Below are 23,570 nucleotides of genomic sequence, written 5' to 3'. Positions count from 1 at the left end.
CAAGAGTCAGATCATCTCAGGTACGGCTGCATGGACGGCACGGGCGATGAAACCAGCAGCTCCGGCGGGCGACGGTTTTCCCGCGTGCTGTGGGGCGGGAGAATCACGAAGTGGAAGGGCAGGGCAGCGAGCTGCGCGCCATGCCTGGCTGAAGTCTTCGCGGGCGCTGCCCTCCGGGCGCTGCCTGTCCTGCTGGGGGTGGGCCTGACAGCCGGCACCGCGATGGGTCAGGTCATCATCGAAGCGCCGGACGACAGCAACGGCAGAACGCTTTACTGGAAGCCGGACTGGTCGGGCGAGGACCTGGGCGGAAACGGCGAATGGAGCCGGTTTGTAACCGCCTGGAACGAAATGCCGGATGGAACGGGATACCCGCTGTCCTGGGAGAATAGCGCCTCGGCGGTCTTCGCAGGAAAGCCGGGAACCGTGGTGCTGGGGGATGGCGTGGTGACCGTCCGCGATGTCATATTCCGGACGGGCGGCTACCACATAACCGGGGACTTCCTCGAGCTTCACCGGGATTCCTCGATCTATCTCATGGGCACGACCGTTGACGCCACGATCGAACGGATCAACGTCAAGGAGTCCGATCATGCGCATGTGCGGGGCGGCGGAACGCTTACCATAACGCAGCAGGTTTACGCTCCGGGCGTCAGCCTCCAGCTGGAGGGGGCCGCCCTCTGGATGGACAACAGCCAGTACTGGGGCCAGGGTGGCGGCAGTATCGTGCTCACGGGCGGTGTCACCCCCGATGCCTCCCTGGTGGTCACGGGCCCGAACGGGTCCGTGCAGGCGGAGCGGCTGGAGCTTGGAGACAGCAATCGCGGCGGAAAGCTTTCGGTCGTCGTCCAGGACCGGGCGCAGGTCGAACTCGAGAAGCACCTGTACTTCGCACAGGACGCCGGAGTTGAATCGGATGTGAAAGTCTCAGGGACCGGCTCCCGGCTGCAGGCACCCGAAATATTGATCCACCATCAGAAGAACGCGGTTCTCGAGGCCACGGGCGGAGGCACCATCGCCGCGGATCTCGTGCAGGTCGGCGAGAAGGGGCACGAACCGCTGCCTGGCGGCACTGCCGCTCTGGTGAACGTTTCCGGCGCCGGTTCACTGCTGTCTGCCCGGCAGCTCTACATCCGTCACAAGAACGCTGCGGTCTGGGCCGTCAACGGCGGCAGAATTGACACCGAAAGCCTGCAGATGGGTGAAAGCGCGCAGGAAGATCCCGGCGTGGCGACCATCTATGTGTCCGGCACCGGCTCGACGATGCATGTGGCGCAGGAGACCACGCTGAACTACGGCATGCTGACGGTGCGGGGCGGTGCGGAGTTCGAGACCGACAAGGTGGTGGCGGACGGAACCGGAAGCATCAGCCTCTCCGAAGGGGGGCGGGGCGCGGTCAACGCGCTGGAGCTCGCCGGAAACTCCCGCATGAACGTTACCGATGAAGGCCATTTCGTGACGGATATGGCTTCCATCAGCGGAACCGCGCAGGTCGAAATCTCGCGTCGCGGAACGCTGGAAGCGACAGCCAGCCTGAGTGTCTCGGACACGTCTTTCCTCCACATCCTCGATGAGGGGAGGGTCGTCACGGACACGGCGCACTTCACCGGCACCGCGCGCGCGGAAGTTGCCGGTGGCGGTCACCTCCAGATCGAGCGTGACCTGAACATCTTCGGTTCGGGACAGATCGCGATCCTGGCCGACGGCCAGCTGTCCGCACGGACTACGGATCTGGACGGATACATGTACATCTCCGGCGGAACGTTCGAGACCTCGACGGCCGTGATCGGCCAGTCGGCGCAGCCGACGCAGGTGTATCTGTCCAAGGATGCCCAGTTCATCGCCGATTACGTGAGCTTTGAAGAGAGTTCGCAGATCCATATCGAGGAGGGCGGCACGTTCGTGGCCACCGGCTTCAATGCCAATGCCTCGGCATGGATCACCATCGTCGGCGATGGCCGGATCGAGGCGGTGGACGCGAACATCTCCGGAAACACTGTCATCAGCATCGCGGAGGGCGGCCGGTTCCACGCCGCCAGCGCGACTCTTTCCGGCGCGTCGCAAGTCTATATCGCCGGGGAGGGATCCGAATTCTCCCTACCCCTCAACGGACAACTCGCGATCGGCGGCGAGAACGTATCCATCACCCTCTATAACGGCGGCATGCTGCGCGTGCCCAGGACGCTCACCCTGGCAAGCAGCAATACCGAGAGCGCCACGCTCAACATCGGCGGCGCCTTCGGTCAGAACCCGGCGCTCGGGGCAGGCATTCTGCAGGTGTCGGAGATCAGCTTCGGCGAAGGTTTCGGCACCATCAATTTCAACCATACCGATACCGACTACAGGTTCGCTCCGGCGCTGCGGTCCGGAGACAGGGGCATCATCAATCACTTTGCCGGGGAGACCGAGTTCACCGGCGACAGCTCCGCCTTCCTGGGCACCCTCTCGATCCACGGCGGCAGCGTCTACATGAACAATACGCTCGGCGGAACGGTGGTGGTGGAAACCGGCGGCCTGCTGGGCGGCAACGGATCGGTGGGCCGGCTGGAAAACGCAGGCATCGTGGCCCCGGGAAACAGCATCGGCGTGCTGACCGTGGACGGCGACTACACGGGCGTGGGCGGCCAGCTCGAGATCGAGACGGTGCTGGGCGACGACAGCTCCGAAACCGACCGTCTGGTGGTTCGGGCCGACACATCCGGTACGACCTTCGTCAGGGTCATCAATCTTGGCGGAAAAGGCGCCCTGACCGAGGAAGGGATCAGGATCGTCGAGGTAGGCGGAGAGTCGCAGGGAACGTTCCGGCTCCTCGGTGACTACGAGATCGATGGCGAGCCGGTGATCGTGGCCGGCGCCTACGCTTACCGGCTGATGAAGAACGGAATTTCCGATCCGGACGACGGCAGTTGGTATCTGCGCTCCGGAATGGGGCCCACGCCGTTCTACCAGGCCGGCGTGCCGCTCTACGAGAGCTATGCAGGCGTGCTGCACGGGCTGAACGGGCCCGACACGCTCCAACAGCGCATCGGCAACCGCATATGGGCCGCGGCAGGCGGTCAGCCGTCCGCTCAGGATGGCAGCGGCATCTGGGTGCGCATCGGCGGCGCGCACGACCGGCATGCGGCCTTTGGTTCCACCAGCATGACGTCCTACAAGTCCAATAGCTGGGATCTCAAGGCTGGGGCCGACATGGTGCTCTTCGAGACAGAGGCCGGGCGGCTGATGGCGGGCGTCAATGCCCGGAAGGGCGCAGTCTCCGCGCGGGTCAGCTCGCCTTTCGGCAAGGGCACGATCGACACGACCGGCTACGGCGTCGGCGCGACGCTAACCTGGTATGGTGAAAACGGCTTCTACGCCGACGGACAGGCGCAGTTCAGCTGGTACGAGAGCGATCTGCATTCCTCCACCGTCGGTCGCGACATGACCACCGACAACAAGGGCAAGGGCCGCGCGCTGAGCCTCGAAGTCGGCCACCGGTTCGCACTGCCCGACAGCTGGTCCGTGACGCCGCAGGCGCAGGTCGCATATTCGTCGGTCGATTTTGACAGCTTCACGGATATCTTCGGCGCGCCCGTATCCCTGGTGCGAGGCGAGCAGGTTGTCGGACGGCTCGGAGTGGCAGTGGGTCGCGACGTCGAGTGGCAGGACGGCAACGGCAAGGGGCGCTCGAATTTCTACGGCATAGCCAATCTCTATTACGACTTCAGCAGCGGCTCGAAGGTGGAGGTGGAAGGCGTAGAGTTTCGCCGCGAAGGTCACGCGCTCTATGGCGGGCTCGGACTTGGCGGCACGATCCGCTGGGCGGATGGACGCTACGCATTCTACGGCGAGGCCGATGTCAGGACCGACTTGAAGCATTTCGGCGACAGCAGCGCCTTCAGCGGTACGGTCGGTCTGCGCATAATGTGGTAAATGATTATGTCAAAGAACGACACATCTTGCGCCGTTCTCTCGCGCTGTGGCAGGAATCTGAGACTGGGCTCCTGTCCGACGCTCAATCAAGGCAGCAACCAACACGCAAGGCTATAATGAACAGGTCAAAACACATAGCAGGCTTACTGTCCGTTCTTGTCCTGGCCGCCGCGACGACGGGCGCTCCGGCCCAGAAATCCAACCGTCCGGGACCGTCGGCGCTGTCGGAGACCTATGACACCTGGACGGTGCAGTGCGCCAACAGGACTGAAGGGGAGACCACGACGCAGGTCTGCCAGATGAGCCAGCAGCTGCTGCAGCAGGAGACTGGCCAGAGGGTGATGACCTTCGCCATCGGCCGGGTCGGACAGGAAAACAAGGCCACCCTCATTCTCCCGTTCGGTCTTCGGTTGTCGGATGGCGCCCGCATCCAGGTCGGCGAAGAGGACGTGGCAAGCGGCTCCTTCAGCACCTGCCTGCCGGATGGCTGCTTCGTCGAGCTCACGCTTTCCGACTCCGTCATCAAGAAGCTGCAGGGCGCGGCCAATGCCACCCTCATGATGACGGCGAACACCGGCCAGCCGGTGAAGATCGACGTTTCCCTCCAGGGATTCACCGCCGCGTACCAGCGGCTGGTCGCCCTCACTGGCGAGTAACACGCAACGCCGGTTGCTGCTCCGGACGGACACGTCCGAGACAGAACATCGGCACAAGACAGGGATGAACCTGTATGGAACGGGCGGCGATGCCGGAGGCGCGCCGCCTTTTCGTTTGGCCAACAGCAGGGCGGGGGGCCGGTCTGCAGTCTCCCGGCCGTGCCAGCGGTTGCGGAAGACGGCAGCCTGTGTCATTCGAGACCTGTCGGATGGCTATGCGGCGCGACAGGAGAGGGCTGACGGTTGGGACAGCCACCCGCGCCGGGGGAGAAGCGCAGGGCCATGCACGCGTGGAATGCGAAAAAAGCAGTGGCTGCGTGTTGTTGATCTGTTAATAAGTCCGCCCAACGGCCCAGCGGCCTGTCCAACGTCCCGCGAGGTTGAGAGTTGTCGAAGAAGCGCCCGAAAAGGCAGATCCCGTTCAATGAGACCGCCCGGCTGGTGCGGGTTCTCATCCGCGACTACGGGCTGAAGTACCGCTTCCGGTTCTTCGCCGCGGTCTTCTGCATGATTCTGGTGGCATGTTCGACGGGGGGCATCGCCTGGCTCACCCGATCGATGGTCAACGAGATCTTCGTCAGCGGCGACAAGCCTGCCATCTGGGGGGTGGGCATCGCCATCATGGCGGCCTTCACGATCAAGGGCGTGGCGGGATATCTGCAGGCGGTTCTGATGGGATCCATCGGCACCGCGCTCACGGCCGACCTGCAACGGGCCCAGTTCGACAAGCTGCTGCACATGAAGCTCAGCTACTTCGCGGGCCGCCAGGTGAGTGCCGTCGTGTCCAAGGCCATTCACTCGGCGCGGGCGGCGAAGAACATCATCACCGTCGTCACGACCAACTTTTTCCGCGACCTGTTCACGCTCATCGTGCTCATCGGCGTGATGATCTACCAGGATCCTTTCATGAGCGTTTTCGCGCTGCTGGCGGCGCCGGTCATCATCGTGGCGCTGTACCATCTCACGCGGGCGGTGAAGCAGATCACCCAGGCGGAGGCGGACCTGATCGCCGGGGTGAACGTGGTGGCGCTCGAGGCGCTGCAGGGCCTGAAGGTGGTCAAGACCTTCACGCTGGAAGACACCATGCGCCGGAAGATCGGCCAGGCGGTGGACAAGATGGAGAACCGCCAGAACTCGATCACCCGCATCGCGGCCATCACCAGCCCGCTGTTCGACATTCTGGGCGGCATCATCATCGGTTCGTTCGTGTTCTACGCCGGCTGGCAAACGCTCGAGAACGGCAAGACGCCGGGCGAATTCATGGCCTTCATTACGGCCTTCCTGCTCGCCTTCGAGCCGGCCCGCAGGCTTGGCAACATGAATGTCCGCATCCAGCGGGACATCGTGCCGGTGAAAGACATGTTCGACCTGCTGGAGGACGACACCGACCTCGAAACCGACGTTCCCGCGGTTCCCGCGCTGGCCGGGGCGAGTGGCGAGGAACGGGGCCTTCGCTTCGAGGACGTTTCGTTCAGCTACGGCAAGAACGCCGCGTCCATCAAGAACATCAGCTTCACCGCGAAGCCGGACCAGATGCTGGCGATCGTCGGTCGCTCAGGAGCGGGCAAGTCCACGATCGTCAATCTCATCATGGGCCTCTACACGCCGTCATTCGGCCGGATCGTGCTCAACGGTCGGCCACAGACGGAGTTCAGTCTGTCGCAGCTGCGGCGCAGCATCTCGTATGTGGCGCAGGACACGTTCCTGTTCTCCGGCACCGTGCGGGACAACGTGGCGCTCGGGCGGCCGGAAGCGAGCGAGGAGGAGATCATCGAGGCGCTCCAGCGGGCCGGCGCGATGGAGTTCGTGGAGAAACTGCCGCAGGGGCTCGACACGCCCGTCGGCGACAACGGGGCCAAGTTGTCGGGCGGCCAGCGGCAGCGCATCGCCATCGCCCGGGGCCTGCTCAAGGACGCGCCGTTCCTCATCCTCGACGAGGCGACTTCGGCGCTGGACGGCGAGACGGAACGCTTCCTCCGCGGCAATCTTCAACAGATGAAGCAGGGCAGGACGATGATCGTCATCGCCCACCGCCTGTCGACCATCCAGGAGGCGGACATGGTTCTGGTCATCGACCAGGGCAAGGTGGTCGGCCAGGGTACGCATGAGGAACTGGCGCGCGACAACGCCATCTATCAGGCGCTCTTCACCACCGGCGAGCTGAAGGATAACGAGGCGGCGTAAGGGCTACCGCCGTGGCAAGCTCCACGGCGGGGCGGATCAGCCAAGCTCCAGCGTGGTGACGCCGAAGACACCGGCAAGATCGAACCCGGGCGCGGGGCCGCGGTACATGCGCGTCGTTTCGAAGCCGCGCGCAAGGCCAGCCTGCGCGAGAAGGCGCGAAAACTCCTCCTGCACCTCCGGCACGTCGATGTGGATTCCGCCGCCGCAGGCCCGCGCAAGGGCTGCGAGCAAGGCGGCTGCCGTTTTCACGTCCTGCGCGAACAGCGGGCCTATCTTGAAACCTTCGTGACAGGCGCGGGTAACGCCGTAGCCGCGGAGGGCATCGCCTTCGACGGCTGCGAGCGCGATGCGCGGCGCCATCAGCCATTCCCGCAGAAAGGCCGGACGTGTCTCCGGAAAGAAGCGGCAGTCGAAGTTTTCGATTGCATCGAACAGATCCGGCGTCACCGGTTGGATATCGATCGAAGAACCAATCGGGTGCCCGAGACGGCCGTTGAAGCGGTAGGTCTTGTAGGCGGGCTCGAATCCCATGCTCCGGTAGTTCGCGACCTGGGCAGGCACGCCGTCAAGGCCCACCGTGCGGCCCGCGAGCCGCGCCATGCCGGCGTCCCACACCGCCTTGCCGAAGCCCTTGCCGCGCATGTCGGGCCGGCAGATGTAGAGGCCGATGAAGCCGAAGTCCGATCCGTAGGCCACAGCGGATATGCCGGACACCATCTCTCCGTCGACGAAAAGACCGAGGAAACCTTCGGGGTCGGCAGCCCGGAAAGCAGCCGCGTCGGCAAGGCCGGGGTTCCAACCCTCGGCGGCGGCCCAGGCCACAAGTTCCTCCATTTCTGCTGCGGAAAGGGTGCGAATGTCGGTGGTGGTAGTCATGGGCGGATCGGAGGCTGGAAGCATTGGAGTATGCCCGCATAAGGTTTGGAAAGCGGGGTGGCATAGGCGCCGCGCTTGGAGGTCCTGAGGTTGAGTGCGACAAGGGCCTCGGCCTGCCTGACCGCTGCGCCGACGCCATCGACCACCGGCACGCCGAATTCGGCCTGGAGCTCTCGCGCCATGCAGGCCATTCCGGCGCAGCCGAGCACGATGGCTTCCGCCCCGTCCTGGGTGAGGGCAAGGCGGATCTCCGCGCGCAGGCGCTCGGTGGCGCCGGAGGCCGGATCTTCAAGGGACAGGACCGGAATGTCCGCGGCCCGGACCTTGCAACGGGCGGCCATGCCATAGCGCTGGACCAGCGTTTCGATGGGCACGCGCGAGCGCTCCAGCGTCGTGACGATGGCGAAACGCTGCGCCACGAAGGCGGCAAGGGAGATCGCGGCCTCGCAGATGCCGAGAACGGGAATGCCGGCCATGGCGCGGGCAGCGTCGAGCCCTGTGTCGTCGAAACAGGCGATGATGGCAGCGTCCGCTCCGCTTGCCTCGCCTTCGGCAATGGCGAGCAGCAGCCCAGGCACCGCAAACGCCTCGTCATAGTAGCCTTCGATCGAGGCAGGCCCCATGGAAGAGGTGACGGGCACGATCTCGGTGTCGGCGGAAGCGGCGTTGCAGGCGGCGGCAGCGATGGTCGCCGTCATGGACGCAGTCGTGTTTGGGTTGACCACCAGAAGACGCATCGGGTTCATCTCAGGCTCGCGCCCGCCTTCTGCGGCTGACATAGGTGATGACCGCCAGGGCAATGGCGATGACCAGGAAGGAGAACAGCGTGGTCACCGTGCCTAGCGCATAGAGCACCGGCGTCGTCACGTTGGTGGTCATGGCATAGATCTCGAGCGGCAGCGTGTTGTAGGTGCCGGCGGCCATCAGCGTGCGGGCGAACTCGTCATAGGAGAGGGTGAAGCCGAACAGGCCGACGCCGATCAGGCTCGGGGCGATGATCGGCAGGACCACATGGGCGAGGGTCTGCCAGCTCGAGGCGCCCAGGTCTCTTGCGGCTTCCTCGTAGGAGGGCGAGAAGCGGTTGAAGACGGCGAACATGATGAGCGTGCCGAAAGGCAGCGTCCAGGTGAGGTGGGCCCCGAGGGCGGAGCTGTACCAGGCGGGCTTCAGACCCAGTTGCTGGAACAGCACGCCGATGCCCAGCGAAATGATGATCGAGGGCACGACGAGACTTGCGACCAGAAGGTAGAAGAGGGGCGAGGCTCCCCTGAAGCGTCGGCGGAAGGCAAGGCCAGCCAGTAGCGAGACGATGACGGTGATCGCCATCACCAGGAGTGCGAGCGCCAGCGAGCGGCGGAAGCTGCCGCCGAAGTCGCCCACCGCCTGCGTCTCGAACAGGTTCCTGAACCAGTGCAGCGACAAGCCGTTGAGCGGGAAGGTGAGGCCGCCGTCGGGACCCTGGAAGGAGAGGATGATGATCGCCGACAGCGGGCCGTAGAGGAACACCACGAAGAAGATGAAGAAGAGGGCGAGGACGTAGAAACCGAAGGTCCGCTTCTCGCGCATGGTCACAGCTCCTTGCGTATGTCGACGACCCGCAGGATGCCGGCCACCATGAGCAGGACCACGGCGAGCAGCACGACGGCATTGGCGGCGGCGGCGGGATACTGCATCAGCGCCATCTGGTTCTTCATCATCAGGGCGACGGAGGCGCTCTGGCCGCCGGACATGACCTGGACGGTGGAGAAATCGGCCATCACCAGGGTGACGACAAAGATGGTGCCGATCGCCATGCCGGGCTTGGCGAGCGGGACGATCACGTTCCAGAGGATCTGCCAGCCGGTTGCACCGGCGTCGCGAGCGACCTCGATCAGCGCGCGATCGATGCGCATCAGCGTGTTGAAGATCGGGACCACCATGAAGAGCGTGTAGAGGTGGATCATGGCCAGCACGACCGCAAAATCCGAGTAAAGCAGCCATTCAAGCGGCTCGGAAACGATCCCCATGCCGATCAGGGCGGAATTGACGAGGCCGTTGCGGCCGAGCACCGGGATCCAGGAGATCATGCGGATGATGTTGGAGGTAAGGAACGGCACGGTGCATACGAGGAAGAGGATCGACTGCATGCCGGCAGAGCGCACGTGGAAGGCGAGGAAATAGGCGACCCAGAAGCCGACGAAGAGAGTGATCGCCCACACCAGCGCCGCAAATTTCAGCGTGTTGAGATAGGTCTTCCAGGTGACCCACGACCCCAGCGTCTCCTCGTAGTTGAGGAGAATGAAGTCCGGGTACATGGTCGCGAAGTCATAGTCCCAGAAGGACACAACCACGATCATGACCAGCGGCAACAGAAGGAAAAGGCCGAGGATGACGGCCAGTGGGGCCGCCTGGAGATAGGGCGCGAGCCACGCGGGCACGATTGCGGCCCGCGCCTTCTGCCGGGGCGAGGCGGCGGCGCCAGCACCTCCCGCGGAACTCGTATGTTCGATCGTCACAGCCAACGGCGACCTCCGGTAGACGGTGCGGCTCCGGCGCGGGCGGCCTGCCGGAACCATCGAGATCCCTGTATGCAATGGCGGGCGAATGCCTTTCGACACCCGCCGCCTTGCGCCTGCGGAAAGGCACCGGCCTGCGGCGTGGCCGGTGCCCGCGTGTGTCAGGCCGCGATGAACTCGTTCCAGCGGCGGACCATGTAGCGGTCCTCGTCCATGACCGAGTTCCAGCATGCGACATTGCCCATGCGGTCCCAGAAGGAGCCGCCGTCGCGCACCGTGCCCGCCTTCTCCATGACCTTGCCCTCGGGGCTCAGGATGTCGCCCTGGGCGGGCTTGCCTTCAACCCAGAAGCCCCATTCGTCCTCGGACATGTACTGCTTGGCGGTCTCCATGCAGGCGGAATAGTAGCCCTGGCGGTTCAGATAAGCGCCGACCCAGCCCGAGGTGTACCAGTTCACGTATTCGTAGGCGGCGTCGAGCTTGGCACCCGACAGGTGCCTTGCGAGGCCGAGGCCGCCGCCCCAGGCGCGGTAACCTTCCTTGAGCGGCTGGTAGACGCAGGGGATGCCCTTAGAGCGAACAGCGGCGACGGCCGGCGACCACATGGACTGGATAACCACCTCGCCGGAGGACATGAGGTTGACGCTTTCATCGAAGGTCTTCCAGAAGGCGCGGAACTGGCCGTCCTTCTTCGCCTTGATGAGGAAGTCGATCGTCTTGTCGATTTCCTCCTTCGTCATGTTGCCCTTGTCGCCGTACTTGATCTCGCCCATGGCCCCCATGATCATCGCCGCGTCCATGATGCCGATGGACGGGATGTTGAGGATGGCCGTCTTGCCCTTGAAGGCCGGGTCCATGATGTCGGCCCAGGAGGTGATCTCGCGACCGACCAGGTCGGGGCGGATGCCGAGCGTGTCGGCGTTGTAGATGGTGGGCATCATGGTGAGCCACTCGGTGGGCTCCTTGGCGAAGGTCTTGGCGTCCGGCGACTCCACGAAATTCACCGTGTGCGGGGCCGTGCCCTGCGCGATCTGGGAGTCCGGCGTCAGCTTGCCGGTGATGAAGAGCGGCACAATCTTGTCGTAGTACTTGAGCTTGGTCGTGTTCATCGGCTGGATGACGCCGGCGGGATAGATCTTCTTGAGGATCCAGTACTCGACGTCGGCGATGTCGTAGCTGTCGGGCTGGGTGACTGCGCGCTGGGCGGCGGCGTCGGAGTCCATCGCCGTCATCTCAAGCGTGATGCCGAGGTCCTCCTTGCATTTTTCGGCGATGGCGTTGAGGTTCGACACGCCCGTGCCGAACTGGCGCAGGGTGATCGGGTTCTGCGCCCAGATCATCGGGAAGCCGGTGATGGCGCCGGAGCCCGCGGCAAGGCCAGCGGCGGCGGCACCAGACTTGAGCAGCGTGCGGCGGCTGATTCCTGCCTTCTTCTCTTTGGTCTTGGTCATTTCAGTTCCCCTCTGTCCTGTTGGTTTTCTGACTGGCTTTTCTTGTCTGTCAGGCGGTGCCGGGTTCGAGCACAAGCGTGTCCCTGTGCTCCCAGCAGAGCGGCACGGCCTCGCCGATCTTCGGAGGATTGGCGAAGAAGGCGTCGTCGCTCAGGATGGCGGTGAAGTCGTCGATGCCGGCGCCGGAGACGCTGAGCTTCACGGAGGCGCCGCGATCCGAGACCGTTGGGGCCGACACCATCATGCAGGACACTACTCATACACAGGTTGGAAACGACAACACCCTCTTTCCGATCGTTCTTTCAATCGTGGCCGCTGCCGCCACAGGCGTGCTCTGGGCCTATGCCAATCCGATCCAGCTCGTTCCGGGCGTGATCCAGTGGCGCATCTTCGCCTTCCTGCCGCCGCTCGTGGGCATTCTGCTCGGCTGGAAGAGCGGCTTCATCTGCGGCTATCTGGGCACGATCGTCTGGTCGCTGCTGGCCGGCACGTTCATTCCCGCGCACTCGCTGCTGATCGACGGCATCATGGTCGGCCTTACCGGCCTCGTTCCGGGCGTCATGTTTGACCCGGCCCGGACCGAGTTCAACCGTGGCACCCTCTTCAAGATTGCCGTAGTCTGCCTCGTGGTCGGTCTGGTGATGGTGTTCGCCGTGTCCGCGAGCCTGACTTTCCTGGGCATCTTCCCGTTCTGGTGGGCCGTGACCTACCTTGGCCTGTCGGACATCGTTCCGATGCTCATCGGCACGCCGCTGCTGGTCGTTCCGGCGCTCAAGATTCTGAAGGGCGCTCATCCGTCCGGGTTCACCCGCCTCTGACGGGTGCCGGGTAGATGGTACTTGCACTCAAGGACATTTCCGTAGCCTACAGCGACGGCCAGGTGGCCGTCGCAAACGCTTCGATGGAGCTTGCTCCAGGCGATAAGCTCCTTCTGTGTGGAGCGGCAGGCGGCGGCAAGTCCACTCTTCTCAACGTGGCCGCGGGCGTCGTGCCGCGGCTCGTGAGACCTCATCGCTTTTCCGGCTCGGTTCTTTTCGATGGCGCGCCGATTGCCTCGCTGCCCAAGGACGCGCTGTTCGCCCGTATCGGCATGGTCATGCAGAACGTGGAGGAACAGCTCTGGGATCTCGGCGTGGAAGACCTGATCGCCTTTCCGCTGGAAAACAGGGGCATGGCCCGTGCCGACATCCGCGAGCGGCTGCAGACCATGCTCGGCACGCTGGAGCTCGACGCGCTGCGCGGCCGCCGCGTGCTCTCGCTGTCGGGCGGTGAGCGGCGCATGGTGGCCATTGCCGCGGCGCTGGCGGCCACGCCGGAGCTTCTCATTCTCGACGAGCCGACCACCGGTCTCGACCCGGCAGCGCGCGAACGCCTCGTGCGCATCCTGAAAACCGTGGCGGGCGATGGCCCGGCATTGCTCGTGGCGGAACAGGATCCGGGCGCGCTGGAATCGGTCACCCGCTCGGTGCGCTTCCTGCATTCCGGCAGGCTTTCGGAACCCATGGAGATGGCTGCCGCATTCGGGCAGCAGACTCCCTGGCTGGACGCGGGCATCCTGCCGCCTGTGCGCAAGCCTGCCTACCTGAAGCGGGTTGCGCCCGGCGACGAACTGCTCGGCGTTTCCGGACTGCGTACCGTGCTCACCCGCCAGGACGGGAGCCCCGTGCTGCGGGACGTATCCCTCACGATCCGCGCGGGCGAGATTGTCGCGCTCATCGGACGCAACGGGACCGGAAAGACGACGCTGGTGCAGTCCATTCTGGGCATGGCGAAGGCCGCGGCCGGCACGATCCGCATCAGGGGCGGGGACGCCACCGGCTGGACGGTCGCGCGGCGCGCACGCTCCATCGCCTACCTGCCGCAGAACATGCGGCGCATCCTGTTCAACATGACGGTTCTCGAGGAAGTGCTGTTCGCCATCACCGCGGGCGGCGCCGCGGGGCCAGACGAGAAGGCGAGGGCCGTCGAGGCGCTCGCGCAGTACGGCCTCGAGACGCTCAGCGAAGCCAATCCGTTTGGCCTTTCCGCGCGCCAGCAGGCGCTTCTCGGTCTTGCCTGCGCCCATGCCGCCCAGGCCCCCGTGTCGATCCTCGACGAACCGCTGCTTGCGCGCGACGTTCAGGGCAGGCAGATGCTCGACAGGTTCCTGGAGAACGCGATCGCGGGCGGGCGGGCCGTGCTGCTCATTTCGCATGACCTGGACCTGGTGGAGGAAGTCGCGTCGCGGATGCTCATCCTCGACAGGGGCGAGGTCGTATTCGACGGTTCGACCGGGGAGGGCTGGTCTTCCGCAGCCTTCGCCTCCCTCGGGTGGCCGCGCCCGCCGGTGCTGATGGAGAAAGCGGCATGAAGCGCCTGGAAGAGGTCAATTTCTTCGTGAAGCTTGCGGCCGCCTTCGCGGTCACGCTCGCGGCCTGGCTGGCGCCTGACTGGCGTTTCGGCGTGCCGCTGGCGCTTCTTGCCGTGCTGTTCCTGAAGCTCGCACAGGTGCCGGGCGTCAGGGCATACGTCAAGGGTGCGACGCTTCTCGTGCTTCTGGTGATGGCAAGCTGGATCGTCAATCTGCTCGTGCAAGGCCTTGCGCTCACCGAGGCGGTGCCGGTGGCCACCGGCATGGCGGCACGGCTCGTGACGACTACGGCAGCCTTCTTCTTCATCATGGAGACGAGCTCGCCGGGCTCCATCCTGGCGGCGGCCAGTGCTGCCCGCCTGCCCCCGGCCGTTACGCTGGTGCTGTCGCTCACCTTCGGACTGATCCCGATGCTGCGCGAGGAGTTCGAGCGCATCGCCGACGCCCAGCGGGCCCGCGGCATGGAGATCGACAACGTGCCGTTTCCGGTGCGGCTCCGCTTCGCGCTGGCGCGCGGCGTCCCGTTGCTGGTGCAGGCGGTGCGTATGGCGCATGCCATATCGCTGTCCCTTTCCATCTATGGCTTCGACATGAGCCGCAAACGTACCACCTGGCGCAGCGTCGGCCTGATGGTCGAGCCGCGCCTGACTGCAGAGAAAGAACCGAGATGACTGACGAAAGCACTTCCTCCCCCCTGACCGGCCAGACCTGGCGTGTCGATGTCGCAGGATTCGAGGTCGACCTGCCGATCGTCGCCATCAAGCCGGATTTCGCCATCTCCCTGATGATGGTGATCGACATGGGCGTGGCCTTTGTCGAGCACGCAGGCCGGGCGCTCGCTGAAAAGCTGCGGCCGCTCAATCCCGATGTCGTCGTCGGACCGGCCACGCTCGGTATTCCGATCGCCATCGAGCTGTCCCGCGCACTCGGCCTCGACCGCTATGTGGTGATCCAGAAGTCGCCGAAGATCCACCTGCGCGACGCGCTGGTCCAGCGCATCTCGTCCATCACATCGCATGGCGAGCAGCGTCTGCTGCTCGACCGCCGGGCGGTTCCGCTGCTCGAGGGCAAGCGCGTGGTGGTGGTGGATGACGTGGTGGCCTCCGGCTCCAGCCTCAAGGGCTGCATCGAACTGGTGCGCAGCGCCGGCGCCAATGTGGTCGGCGCGGGCGTGATCCTCACGGAAGCGTGGGACTGGAAGCCGGTGCTGGGCGAAGACTGCGCGCTCATTCACAATCTTGCCCACATCCCGCAGCTCACACCGGACGAGAACGGTGTGTGGAAGCCCATTCCCGAGACGACGCTCGAGGGTGGGAAATAAAGCCAGCAAAGGCTGAAAATGGAAGGCGAGCCAGCGGCCGCCTTCCATTGCTGAAAGCACGCCTGCTGCCGCTACCTTCTACTGCTGGAGCGTGTAGGAGGTCTGGCGGACGATTCTCACGCCCTTGCCGTCGCGCACGGCGGAGAAGGCGTTGGCGTGGAGGCACTGATTGCCGATGTCCGCAGCGGCGGCAAAGCATTTCTCTGTTGCCTGCAGCGCCTGCTCTTCGCAGTCCGCGGGGCCTTTGCCATCGGCAGCGGCGGCGTTGCACTGGCTGTAGGCCTTCATGCCGTCAATGCGGCACCGGTTGGTCGCGTCGACGACAGCGGGCGAACACTCGTAGACACGCGCCGTCTTCGATGGATACATCGCGCAAGAGGACACGGCTACCTCATGCTCCTTGGGATCACCCGTCGATGCCAGCTGCTCCGATGCCGATCCGCCGGCAGGCAGGAGATGCTCATGCGGCGCGCCGTCGACCGTGACGGTGATCTTCAGGCACTGGCCGGGTGCCGAAACCGTGTATTCCCCCTTCTCCTCGTCGAGGACGAGATCGGCGGTGCAGGCGGCCCGCGCTTCGCGGTAGTCACAAAAGTCCGGCGATTGGGCGTTCGCCGCGCTGGCAGACGCCAGCAGCGCCAGCGTGGCTAGATATCGGATCACGGTCTCCTCCTCCACCGTTTCCTCGCGTTGCGGCACTGTAGCCGGAAGTTAGCCTGCAATCCATCGGAAGTTTGGGCGGCGATTTCGCGAGGCGGAGACCAGCCTGGAGGCAAGAGAAAGTCAGCGCCCGACGCGGCTGTTGAAACGGTCGACCGCGTCTTCGTACTCGTCAATGGCATTCCGGTTCTTCCGCCGAGCCTCCTCAACGGCTCTCTCCGCCTCGCGGTTGTTGCAGGAGAGGTAGTCCTCCACGTCCTCCCGATAGCGTTTCATCTCGCTGAGGCAGGAATCATACTCCCATTCGCTCGTGAAGGAGCCGAAGCTCCTGGCGCAGTAAGGAGGCGAAGGCTCGAAGCAGAAAGCCAGCGCTGGCACGGGCGTCATTGCCAGAATGGCCGGAAATGCGAAAGCCGCTGTTCTCATGGTTGCCCCCTTATTGAGCACGGTTCACCTGCTTACCGTCCGAGCAACAGGTCTGTCCAAGCTGGCGAAGATGGCGAAGAGGCCGCAGGCGATCGCCGCGAAGACCGGCAGGCCGTGCGGAGAGATTTCCATCGCAAGCCCGCCGACCAGCGGACCCAGCAGGGCGCCGACACCCCAGGCGATGGAGAGCAGGGCATAGACGCTCACCAGCTCGCTGTCGTGGTAGCGGTCGCCGAGGATGGCGATGGTGATCGTGTAGATGCCGACGAAGGCGCCGCCCCAGAGGAAGAGAAGCGGGAAGGCAAGCCAGTCGTGCGAGAGGGCGAGCGGCCACACGAGCGCGCCGACGGTCGAGATGATCGCCAGAAGCACCAGGAGAAGACGGCGGCTCAGGCGGTCGCCCAGCCAGCCGACCGGCACCTGCAGCAGGATCGAGCCCACGAGCAGGATGGTAAGCAGGAAGGTGGCCGACTGCTCCTCCCAGCCAAGCTGGATCGCATAGATCGGCAGCAGGTTCAGGCCCGCCGCCTCAAGCGCGGCGATCAGGGCGGACGCGGCAACGGCCACGGGGATCAACCGCAGGTAGCTGAAGGGGTTTTGCGTCGAAGGCCGCTCCGGCGGAACGTCGATGGGCTTTCCCATGGCGAGAACGACGCAGGCGACGAGCGCGATGAGCGCGCCGATAACGAAGGCGAGATGCTCGTGCTCGCGTCCGGTCACAGACAGGATGGCGGGGCCCATCGCGGTGCCGGTCGACAGGGCCATGACATAGATGGCGATGGTGCGGCTGCGGGTCGCCTCGCTGGTGATCTGGTTCAGCCAGGCCTCGGAGACCACGAAGATGGTCTCGGACGCGGCACCAAGTGCGGTGCGCAGCACGAACCAGAGCCACAGCAACGGCGTGACCGGAAAGAGGGCCAGCAGGCCACCTGCCGCCAGAAGGGCCAGTTTCGCAAGCCGCCGGAAACCGAGATGCAGGGAAAGCCCGGGCAGAAGCGGGGCGACGACCAGGATGCCGACCGCGTGCATGGCGCTGTTGGCGCCGATCAGCGTTTCCGTGTAGCCATCCTCAGCCAGTTCAAGCGCAATGAGCGGGGCGCTCAGGCCATAGGTCAGGCCAAAGATCGCGGCGGTCAGGGTAATGACGGCGGATGTCGCTCTTGGGGCGCTCACGCGGTGATCCTTTCGCCCTGGGAATGTTCGGTGCGGCGGACGAGGGCGCGCCGCGAGCGGATTGCCTCGCTGATGCGGGTGCGCCAGCGGCGCTCGCTGTGTTCGACGACCTGGTTCAGCATGCGGGCGTAGTCGAGCACGAGGCCAGGGGTCCAGGTCATCGCCTCGGCGCGCCCGCGCAGGATGCGCATGATCCAGAAGTGCGGGTCGCTCAGGATCCGGAAGCTGTCCCGCAGCAGCCGGCCGGTGTATCCGGCGCCTTCGATCGCGGCGTCGAGCGCCTGGATCACGGTGGTCGAGCAGTTGCGCGCGGTGAGATTGTAGGTATTGTCCTTCGAGTATTCCCGCCAGAAAGCTCGGAGCGCCAGCGGATTGAAACGGCGGAAGCTCACCTGCTGGTCAGGCTTGCACCAGTTCGCGGACTCGACGGCAAGCGACTCGTTGAAGCGGCCGGGAACATTGTTCTCTGGGCTTGCCAGCAGCAGGGCCCGGAAATCATCGGGGCTGTGGTCGATGTCGTTGGCCGGATAGTGGCTGATGTAGATGTCCGGCGGCATTTCCAGCGCCGCATGGCCGGTGGAGATCACGCCGTTGCGGTCGACGGCGGCGATGTAGCGGTCAATCAGCAGGCGGCGTTGGGGGTCTCTTGCCGAACCGACGGCCGTCCAGACATACACGTTGAGGATCTGGTTGGGGTCGGGCGTGGCCGGAGGTTCGGGAACGATCAGGTTGATCCGGCCGCCCTGCCAGTTGCGCGCCGCATAGAGCGGGAGCGTGGTGATGGAAGCGCCATCGCGCAGACGCCGCAGGGGCAAGGCCATGCGCACGAGGGCGTAACCGGACGTCAGGAGCAGCAGCGCGAAGCAGAACGGCACCGTGAAGCGGTGAGGCACCGGAAACTCGAAGAGGATCATCAGCGACAGGCTGATTTCGGTGAGACCGGCAAGGATGCCCAGGCGCCAGCGCGGGCCGTGGACAAAGCAGGCGCTTCCGATACGCAGCACACCGTCGGCGAGAAAGGCCGTGCCGAAGACAAGGGCCGCAGCAATGTTGTTGTCCCAGGGGATGTCGAAGACCACGAAGGCGGCGAACAGGAAGGCGATACCGCGCAGAGCGTCGATCCAGTGCCTGCGCAATCCCTGGGAGGCGGCAGCCACAAGTTCCACCAGTCCCTCAACCACGAGGAACAGGGCAAACGCATCCAGGACCACGGTCAGGACGCCGTCGCTGAGATCATAGAGGATGAGCGCCCCGAGCAGCATCCAGAGAATGCCGGCGGTCATGAGGTAGGGCCAGACGGGCTTGAGCGCGCGCGCCCCGAGAAGCAGGAAAAGAAGCCGGATCATGACGGAGGAAGCCAAATTTCGCGCACGCGCTCCGGCGTGTCGTGAGGATCTTGGTTGGAATCGTGCAGGCGATGGCGCGGATCGGGCCAGTTTTCCGAAGACGGCCCGAGCGCCCCAAGGCGATCAGAGGCAAAGCGGCCGCGGCAGATCAAGACAGGCTGGAGCATGGGCCCGTACCGGCCAAGAGCCGATTCTGACGACGATTTGTGCCTTGATTGTCACGTTCGACCGGCCCCCTGCATCGATGTGCTCGCGAATTGTCATCCTTGATGCCAAAGGATGGGCTCCCGGTAAAGACGAAAGCATGTGCCGGGAAGCGCAGACTGCCCCGTCGTTTTTTGCATGGCTCAAGGCGGGAAAACCGCTCCCGCTCGCTGAAGCCGCACGAATCTGCTCCCTCCGGCGAGGAAAAGTGCCCCGCCACGGTTATGCCGGAATGCCGACGGCGGTGATGCGATGAAAGTAACTGGACATGTTGTCGGCTTCCTGCTGCAGCCATTCGATGAGCTGCTTGCAGCGCACCGACAGCAGCTTGCCCTGGGGCCAGACCAGCCAGTAGCGGTAGTCGGGAAGGACGGCCTCAAACGGCTGGATCAGCTCGCCGGATTCGATCTGCGAGCGCAGCAGCCTGGACGCGCCGAGCATGATGCCCTGTCCGCTTACCATGCTCTGGTAGCGGACGTTGGTGTCATCGATGAAATAGTTCTGCTTGCCGTCCACCGGATCGGTACCGGCCAGCTCGAACCATTCGTTCCAGGAGAGCCTGTTCTCCTCGTGCAGCAGCGTGAAGTGCCTTAGATCTTCCGGCGTCTTCGGTACGCCGGCCCGGCTGGCCAGGGAGACGTGCATGATGGGCGTCAGACCGCCCGCCATGAGGGGAATGAAGGACACGCCGGCGGGCGGCTGCTTGCCCCAGATGATCGCCAGATCGGCCCGCTCGAAATCGGAGGATGATAACGTGTTCTGGTGAATCAGATTCAACGATATCTTGGGATGGGCGGCCCAGAGGGACTGCAGTTTCGAGGCGAGCCAGAAGCTGGAGAAGAAGGGGCGGCAGATCAGGTTTACCTGCTGGGAGCTGTTCTGCTGCCTGACCTGTTCAACGGCTGCGCCGATGTTCCTGAACGAGTCAATCAATCGCTGGTAGAGGTGGCTGCCCTCGCGGGTCAGGGCGAGCTGGCGGGATTCCCACAGGAAAAGTTTGGTTCCCAGGAACTCTTCAAGCGAGCGGATCTGATGGCTTACGGCCGAGGGGGAAACGTTCAGATCCCTGGCGGCCTGCACGAAATTCAGATGGGTTGCGGCAACCGTGAATACCCTCAGGGCATTCAGGTGCATCAGGTTGGCCGTCGCCATGCGGTAGCTCCCTCCTCGTCCGCGGTGCGGTCCGAATACCCTAGGAAAGCCCGAACAGCTCCAGCCCTCCGTTCTTCGCGGTTCCGGTGGGAAAACCGGATTCCATTTCCTCCTGCTGCCGCTGCGAACGGTCCTCTCAGCCGATATTTATCCTGCTTAGTTTTGCTCTTCTTGCAAGTGGCTCTGCGAAGCCGAAGTTGAAAAAATCTCATCGGTCGCTGAGGGATTCGCGTTTCCCATCCGGGCAAGCTGGTCGCTAGTCTGATCCTGACATTTCAGCCGTTTGAAAGCGTGCAGGATATTGAAATGAACCAGCATCTTCTCACTTCTCCGATCCCCCTCGAAGAGCTCCGCTCAAGCACTCTGGAGGCGCAGCCGGTCATTGCCCTGCCTGCTGCGGTGTTTACCAGCCCCGAATTCTACGACTTCGAGATGAACGCTGTGTGGCGGCGGGAATGGTTCTGTGTCGGGCATGTCAACGAGATCCCGAACTCCGGCGACTACTACACGATCCAGGTCGGCAACGATCCGCTGATTGTCGTGCGTGACAGGGACGGCCAGGTGCAGGTGCTGGCAAATGTCTGCCAGCACCGCGGCATGATCCTGGCCGAGGGACGCGGCAATGTCCGCCGCCTGCGCTGCCCGCTGCATGCCTGGACCTACGATCTTTCCGGCAAGCTGGTTTCGGCTCCGGGCGTGACGGACACCGGCTCGGAGGCGGAGAAGGAGGCGGCAGCCAAGATCTGCCTGCCGCGCATCCGCACGGAGGTGTGGGAAGGTTTCATCTTCATCGCCTTCAATGAGGAACTGCCGCCGGTCAACGAGCGTCTGGGCAAGCTGAGCGAGCAGCTGCGGAACTATGAGATGGCCTCGCTCTTCCCGGCTGATCCGCTCGATCTCAAGGAGTTCGACTGGAACTGGAAGATCTTCAACGATGAGTGCTACCACTGCATGTACCTGCATTCCAGCTCCTGGGGTGACATGTACGAGCTGGTCCGCGGCTCAACCCTGAACGAGCAGGTCGAGTTCAACGATCTCGAGAAGGGCATCGTCTCCTACAACCTGTGCAGTTCGCAAGTCGATGCCGCGCCGACCTACACGAAATCCATCATCCAGCCGCCGCTGCCCGGTCTGACGGAAGAGCAGCGTAAACAGCTCAGCTACATTACGGTTGCGCCGAACCTGCTGATCGTGGCGATGCCGGACAAGGTGAAGTACTTCCTCTGGCTGCCGGTCGGCGCCCAGAAATCCCTCTACGCGGTCAGCTGGATGTATCCCAAGACCACGCTCGCACGGGATGACTTCCGCGAGAAGTACGACCGGGAGGTGAAGGACCTCTGGCCGGTGATGGAGGAGGACCTCTGGGCCTGGCGCAGCTGCCAGAAGGGCTACAACTCCAGTTTCTCGGCCCGTGGCCCGCTGGCCACGGAAGAGGAGGTCATCAAGCGTCTGCAGACGTGGCTCGTACAGAAGTACGCGGCCGAAGATGCACGCGCCCGCGTCAGTGCCCAGTGACCAGCATGAGCGGAACTGGAACCATCGCTGCGCGGGTGAAGCGGCTGGATAATGCGGGGGAGGATATCCTTCGCGTTGTCCTCAAGCCGGAGGGAGCGGATCGCTTCCCCGGCTGGGCTCCGGGCGCGCACATCGACCTGGTGCTCCCCATCGCCGCCGGGGACGGGGAGCCGGTTGTCCGGCAGTACTCGCTGTGCAGCGATCCGCAAGACCTGTCAGAGTACCAGATCGCGGTCCTGCGCGATCCCAATAGCCGCGGCGGCTCGAGCTGGATCCATGACCAGCTCAAGGAGGGCGGTCCAATCACGATCGGGATGCCCAGAAATCACTTCCCGTTCCAGCCGGGGCAAAGAACCCTGTTCATCGCGGGGGGCATCGGCATCACGCCGATCCTGCCCATGGCCCGGCAGGCTGAGGCCGAGGGCCGCGACTGGCGGATGGTGGTGGCTGTTCGGAGCCGCCAGCGCCTGCCGCTCGGCGACGATCTGGCGGGGCTGCCCCAGGAGCGCATCCATTATCACTTCGATGAGGAAGCAGGGCTCCTGGATCTCGCCTCGCTGCTGGCGCCGCTCGGCTCCGAAACGATCGTTTACTCGTGCGGTCCCAAGCCTCTTTTGAACGCCCTGCAGGAACGCAATTCCGGCGCGCCGTGGCAGTTCCGCTTCGAGCGGTTCGCAGCGGAGCCAGTGGTCACGGGCGGTAACAGGCCCTTCGACATCATCTGCCGTTCGAGTGGCAAGCGCCTGCACGTTCCGGCCGACAAGAGCATTTTGCAGGTCCTTCGCGAGGTGGGGATCAAGGTTGAGAGCTCATGCCGGGACGGCGTGTGCGGCACCTGCGAGGTTCGGGTCCTGTCCGGTACGCCTGAACATCGCGACAGCGTGCTCACGCCGGAGGAGCGTGAGGAGGGCGGCTACATGATGGTCTGCGTCTCGCGCGCCGTCAGCGATGTTCTCGAGTTGGATATCTAGGAATGTACGAATGAAGATTGTCGTTACTGGTGGTTCTGGTCGTGTTGGCCGTCATGTGGTCTCCTGCCTGGCGCGGGACCACGAGGTGCTGAACGCGGATCTTGCGCCTCCGTCGAATGCGGAAGACGGCGTCAATTGGGTTCGAGCCGACGTGATGCAGCTGGACGACCTCCGGCAGGCGTTCCAGTCCGCCGATGTCGTCATTCATCTGGCCGCGCTGGACTACGACTGGGGCTGCCCGGATGAGGCGTATATCAACGTAAACACCCGCGGAAGCTGGCATGTCCTGCAGGCCGCCGAGGAGGCCGGTGTCCGGCGCGTTGTGCTTTGCTCCTCGATCTCCATCTGCGGTCTGCAGGAGATGAGGCCCGACTGGAAGCCTCAGACCCTGCCAATCGACGAAACCCACGACAACCGCCCGGACTACGCCTATGGCGTTAGCAAGCAGATCGCCGAGCTCATGGGCCAGAGCTTCGTGCGGCGCGGCTCGATGGAAGTGGTCATGATCCGGCCGCTCGCCGTCATCCTGCCGGAGACCCTGGAGCAGTATGTCCAGTTCGTTGACGCGCCGGATCGCCGCTGGCTGTTCTACTACATCACGGCCGAAGACCTCGCTCGGGCCTTCAAAGCTGCGGCGGAGGTTCCGGGTATAAACGGCGAAAGCTTTTACATCGGCGCTGACGACAGCTCGCACCCCGAACCGACACTTGCCTGGGCGGAACGCATCCTCGGCTCGCTGCCGGAGACGATCGACCGCGCATATTTCGAACGCAACCCTCGTGCCTCCGTGTTCAGTAACGCCAAGGCCCGCCGGCTGCTGGGCTGGGCGCCCACCTCGGACTTCAACGAACTTCGTCGAAAGCTTGGATAACAGGTTC

The 23,570-nt window shown here is 64.3% G+C and carries 21 protein-coding genes; 10 read left to right on the top strand and 11 right to left on the bottom strand.

Going from position 1 to position 23,570, the window contains the following annotated elements; genetic code table 11:
* Positions 1 to 30: 30 nt before the first annotated feature.
* The 3 genes from ABD906_RS13825 (at position 31) to ABD906_RS13815 (ending at position 6,752) form a co-directional block, all read left to right on the top strand.
* On the top strand, positions 31 to 3,912 hold the full coding sequence (locus ABD906_RS13825) for an autotransporter family protein (RefSeq protein ID WP_345100001.1): 3,882 nt from the start codon (positions 31 to 33) through the stop codon (positions 3,910 to 3,912).
* A gap of 116 nt (positions 3,913 to 4,028) precedes the next feature.
* A complete protein-coding gene (locus tag ABD906_RS13820; RefSeq protein WP_345100000.1) occupies positions 4,029 to 4,568 on the top strand; it encodes an invasion associated locus B family protein in 540 nt (179 codons plus the stop codon).
* Between the two features lie 387 nt (positions 4,569 to 4,955).
* Entirely contained in the window at positions 4,956 to 6,752 is a 1,797-nt protein-coding gene (locus ABD906_RS13815; RefSeq protein ID WP_345099999.1) for an ABC transporter ATP-binding protein, read from the top strand.
* A gap of 36 nt (positions 6,753 to 6,788) precedes the next feature.
* Here ABD906_RS13815 and ABD906_RS13810 read toward each other — a convergent pair whose 3' ends face one another.
* The 6 genes from ABD906_RS13810 to ABD906_RS13785 all read right to left on the bottom strand — a co-directional run bounded on the left by ABD906_RS13810 (position 6,789) and on the right by ABD906_RS13785 (position 11,818).
* The gene (locus tag ABD906_RS13810) at positions 6,789 to 7,628 is read right to left on the bottom strand and encodes a GNAT family N-acetyltransferase (protein WP_345099998.1); all 840 of its coding nucleotides are present in this window, start codon (positions 7,626 to 7,628) and stop codon (positions 6,789 to 6,791) included.
* Positions 7,625 to 8,365: an aspartate/glutamate racemase family protein gene (locus ABD906_RS13805; protein ID WP_345100151.1), complete on the bottom strand. Its 741-nt coding sequence runs from the start codon at positions 8,363 to 8,365 to the stop codon at positions 7,625 to 7,627. The genes ABD906_RS13810 and ABD906_RS13805 overlap by 4 nt, the downstream gene beginning before the upstream one ends.
* 10 nt (positions 8,366 to 8,375) lie before the next feature.
* Positions 8,376 to 9,194 (bottom strand): ABC transporter permease, encoded by an 819-nt coding sequence (locus tag ABD906_RS13800; RefSeq protein ID WP_345099997.1) that lies wholly within the window; start codon positions 9,192 to 9,194, stop codon positions 8,376 to 8,378.
* Between the two features lie 2 nt (positions 9,195 to 9,196).
* Positions 9,197 to 10,129 (bottom strand): ABC transporter permease, encoded by a 933-nt coding sequence (locus ABD906_RS13795; protein WP_378187766.1) that lies wholly within the window; start codon positions 10,127 to 10,129, stop codon positions 9,197 to 9,199.
* A 155-nt stretch (positions 10,130 to 10,284) separates the two neighbouring features.
* Positions 10,285 to 11,574 carry an ABC transporter substrate-binding protein gene (locus ABD906_RS13790; protein WP_345099996.1) on the bottom strand — a complete coding sequence of 430 codons (1,290 nt, stop codon included), beginning with the start codon at positions 11,572 to 11,574 and terminating at the stop codon, positions 10,285 to 10,287.
* A gap of 49 nt (positions 11,575 to 11,623) precedes the next feature.
* Positions 11,624 to 11,818 (bottom strand): TOBE domain-containing protein, encoded by a 195-nt coding sequence (locus ABD906_RS13785; RefSeq protein WP_378187768.1) that lies wholly within the window; start codon positions 11,816 to 11,818, stop codon positions 11,624 to 11,626.
* Here ABD906_RS13785 and ABD906_RS13780 point away from each other — a divergent pair.
* Genes ABD906_RS13780 through ABD906_RS13765 form a run of 4 tightly spaced genes read left to right on the top strand, consistent with a single transcriptional unit; the run spans position 11,817 to position 15,245 of the window.
* Positions 11,817 to 12,392 carry an aminotriazole resistance protein gene (locus ABD906_RS13780; protein WP_345099995.1) on the top strand — a complete coding sequence of 192 codons (576 nt, stop codon included), beginning with the start codon at positions 11,817 to 11,819 and terminating at the stop codon, positions 12,390 to 12,392. The genes ABD906_RS13785 and ABD906_RS13780 overlap by 2 nt on opposite strands.
* 14 nt (positions 12,393 to 12,406) lie before the next feature.
* The gene (locus ABD906_RS13775) at positions 12,407 to 13,924 is read left to right on the top strand and encodes an ABC transporter ATP-binding protein (RefSeq protein WP_345099994.1); all 1,518 of its coding nucleotides are present in this window, start codon (positions 12,407 to 12,409) and stop codon (positions 13,922 to 13,924) included.
* The gene (locus ABD906_RS13770) at positions 13,921 to 14,595 is read left to right on the top strand and encodes an energy-coupling factor transporter transmembrane component T family protein (protein WP_345099993.1); all 675 of its coding nucleotides are present in this window, start codon (positions 13,921 to 13,923) and stop codon (positions 14,593 to 14,595) included. The genes ABD906_RS13775 and ABD906_RS13770 overlap by 4 nt, the downstream gene beginning before the upstream one ends.
* On the top strand, positions 14,592 to 15,245 hold the full coding sequence (locus ABD906_RS13765; protein WP_345099992.1) for a phosphoribosyltransferase family protein: 654 nt from the start codon (positions 14,592 to 14,594) through the stop codon (positions 15,243 to 15,245). The genes ABD906_RS13770 and ABD906_RS13765 overlap by 4 nt, the downstream gene beginning before the upstream one ends.
* Before the next feature lie 78 nt (positions 15,246 to 15,323).
* On the opposite strand, the gene ABD906_RS13760 is transcribed toward ABD906_RS13765, so the two are convergent.
* The 5 genes from ABD906_RS13760 to ABD906_RS13740 form a co-directional block, all read right to left on the bottom strand.
* Positions 15,324 to 15,908, bottom strand: a complete 585-nt coding sequence (locus ABD906_RS13760) for a hypothetical protein (protein WP_345099991.1) — start codon at positions 15,906 to 15,908, stop codon at positions 15,324 to 15,326.
* Between the two features lie 120 nt (positions 15,909 to 16,028).
* Entirely contained in the window at positions 16,029 to 16,331 is a 303-nt protein-coding gene (locus tag ABD906_RS13755; RefSeq protein ID WP_345099990.1) for a hypothetical protein, read from the bottom strand.
* A gap of 24 nt (positions 16,332 to 16,355) precedes the next feature.
* Positions 16,356 to 17,504 carry an MFS transporter gene (locus tag ABD906_RS13750; RefSeq protein ID WP_345099989.1) on the bottom strand — a complete coding sequence of 383 codons (1,149 nt, stop codon included), beginning with the start codon at positions 17,502 to 17,504 and terminating at the stop codon, positions 16,356 to 16,358.
* Positions 17,501 to 18,850 carry an HdeD family acid-resistance protein gene (locus ABD906_RS13745; protein ID WP_345099988.1) on the bottom strand — a complete coding sequence of 450 codons (1,350 nt, stop codon included), beginning with the start codon at positions 18,848 to 18,850 and terminating at the stop codon, positions 17,501 to 17,503. Before ABD906_RS13745 ends, ABD906_RS13750 begins: the two co-directional genes overlap by 4 nt.
* Positions 18,851 to 19,276: 426 nt before the next feature.
* Entirely contained in the window at positions 19,277 to 20,206 is a 930-nt protein-coding gene (locus tag ABD906_RS13740; protein WP_345099987.1) for a LysR substrate-binding domain-containing protein, read from the bottom strand.
* 306 nt (positions 20,207 to 20,512) lie between these two features.
* Here ABD906_RS13740 and ABD906_RS13735 point away from each other — a divergent pair, with 306 nt between their 5' ends.
* Genes ABD906_RS13735 through ABD906_RS13725 form a run of 3 tightly spaced genes read left to right on the top strand, consistent with a single transcriptional unit; the run spans position 20,513 to position 23,563 of the window.
* Entirely contained in the window at positions 20,513 to 21,721 is a 1,209-nt protein-coding gene (locus ABD906_RS13735; RefSeq protein ID WP_345099986.1) for an aromatic ring-hydroxylating oxygenase subunit alpha, read from the top strand.
* A 5-nt stretch (positions 21,722 to 21,726) separates the two neighbouring features.
* A complete protein-coding gene (locus tag ABD906_RS13730; protein ID WP_345099985.1) occupies positions 21,727 to 22,692 on the top strand; it encodes a PDR/VanB family oxidoreductase in 966 nt (321 codons plus the stop codon).
* A gap of 10 nt (positions 22,693 to 22,702) precedes the next feature.
* Positions 22,703 to 23,563 (top strand): NAD-dependent epimerase/dehydratase family protein, encoded by an 861-nt coding sequence (locus ABD906_RS13725; RefSeq protein WP_345099984.1) that lies wholly within the window; start codon positions 22,703 to 22,705, stop codon positions 23,561 to 23,563.
* Positions 23,564 to 23,570: the final 7 nt, after the last annotated feature.

The sequence above is a fragment of the Chelativorans composti genome (assembly GCF_039541695.1).
GTDB lineage: Bacteria > Pseudomonadota > Alphaproteobacteria > Rhizobiales > Rhizobiaceae > Chelativorans > Chelativorans composti.
This window is presented reverse-complemented; position numbering and strand designations above follow the sequence as displayed.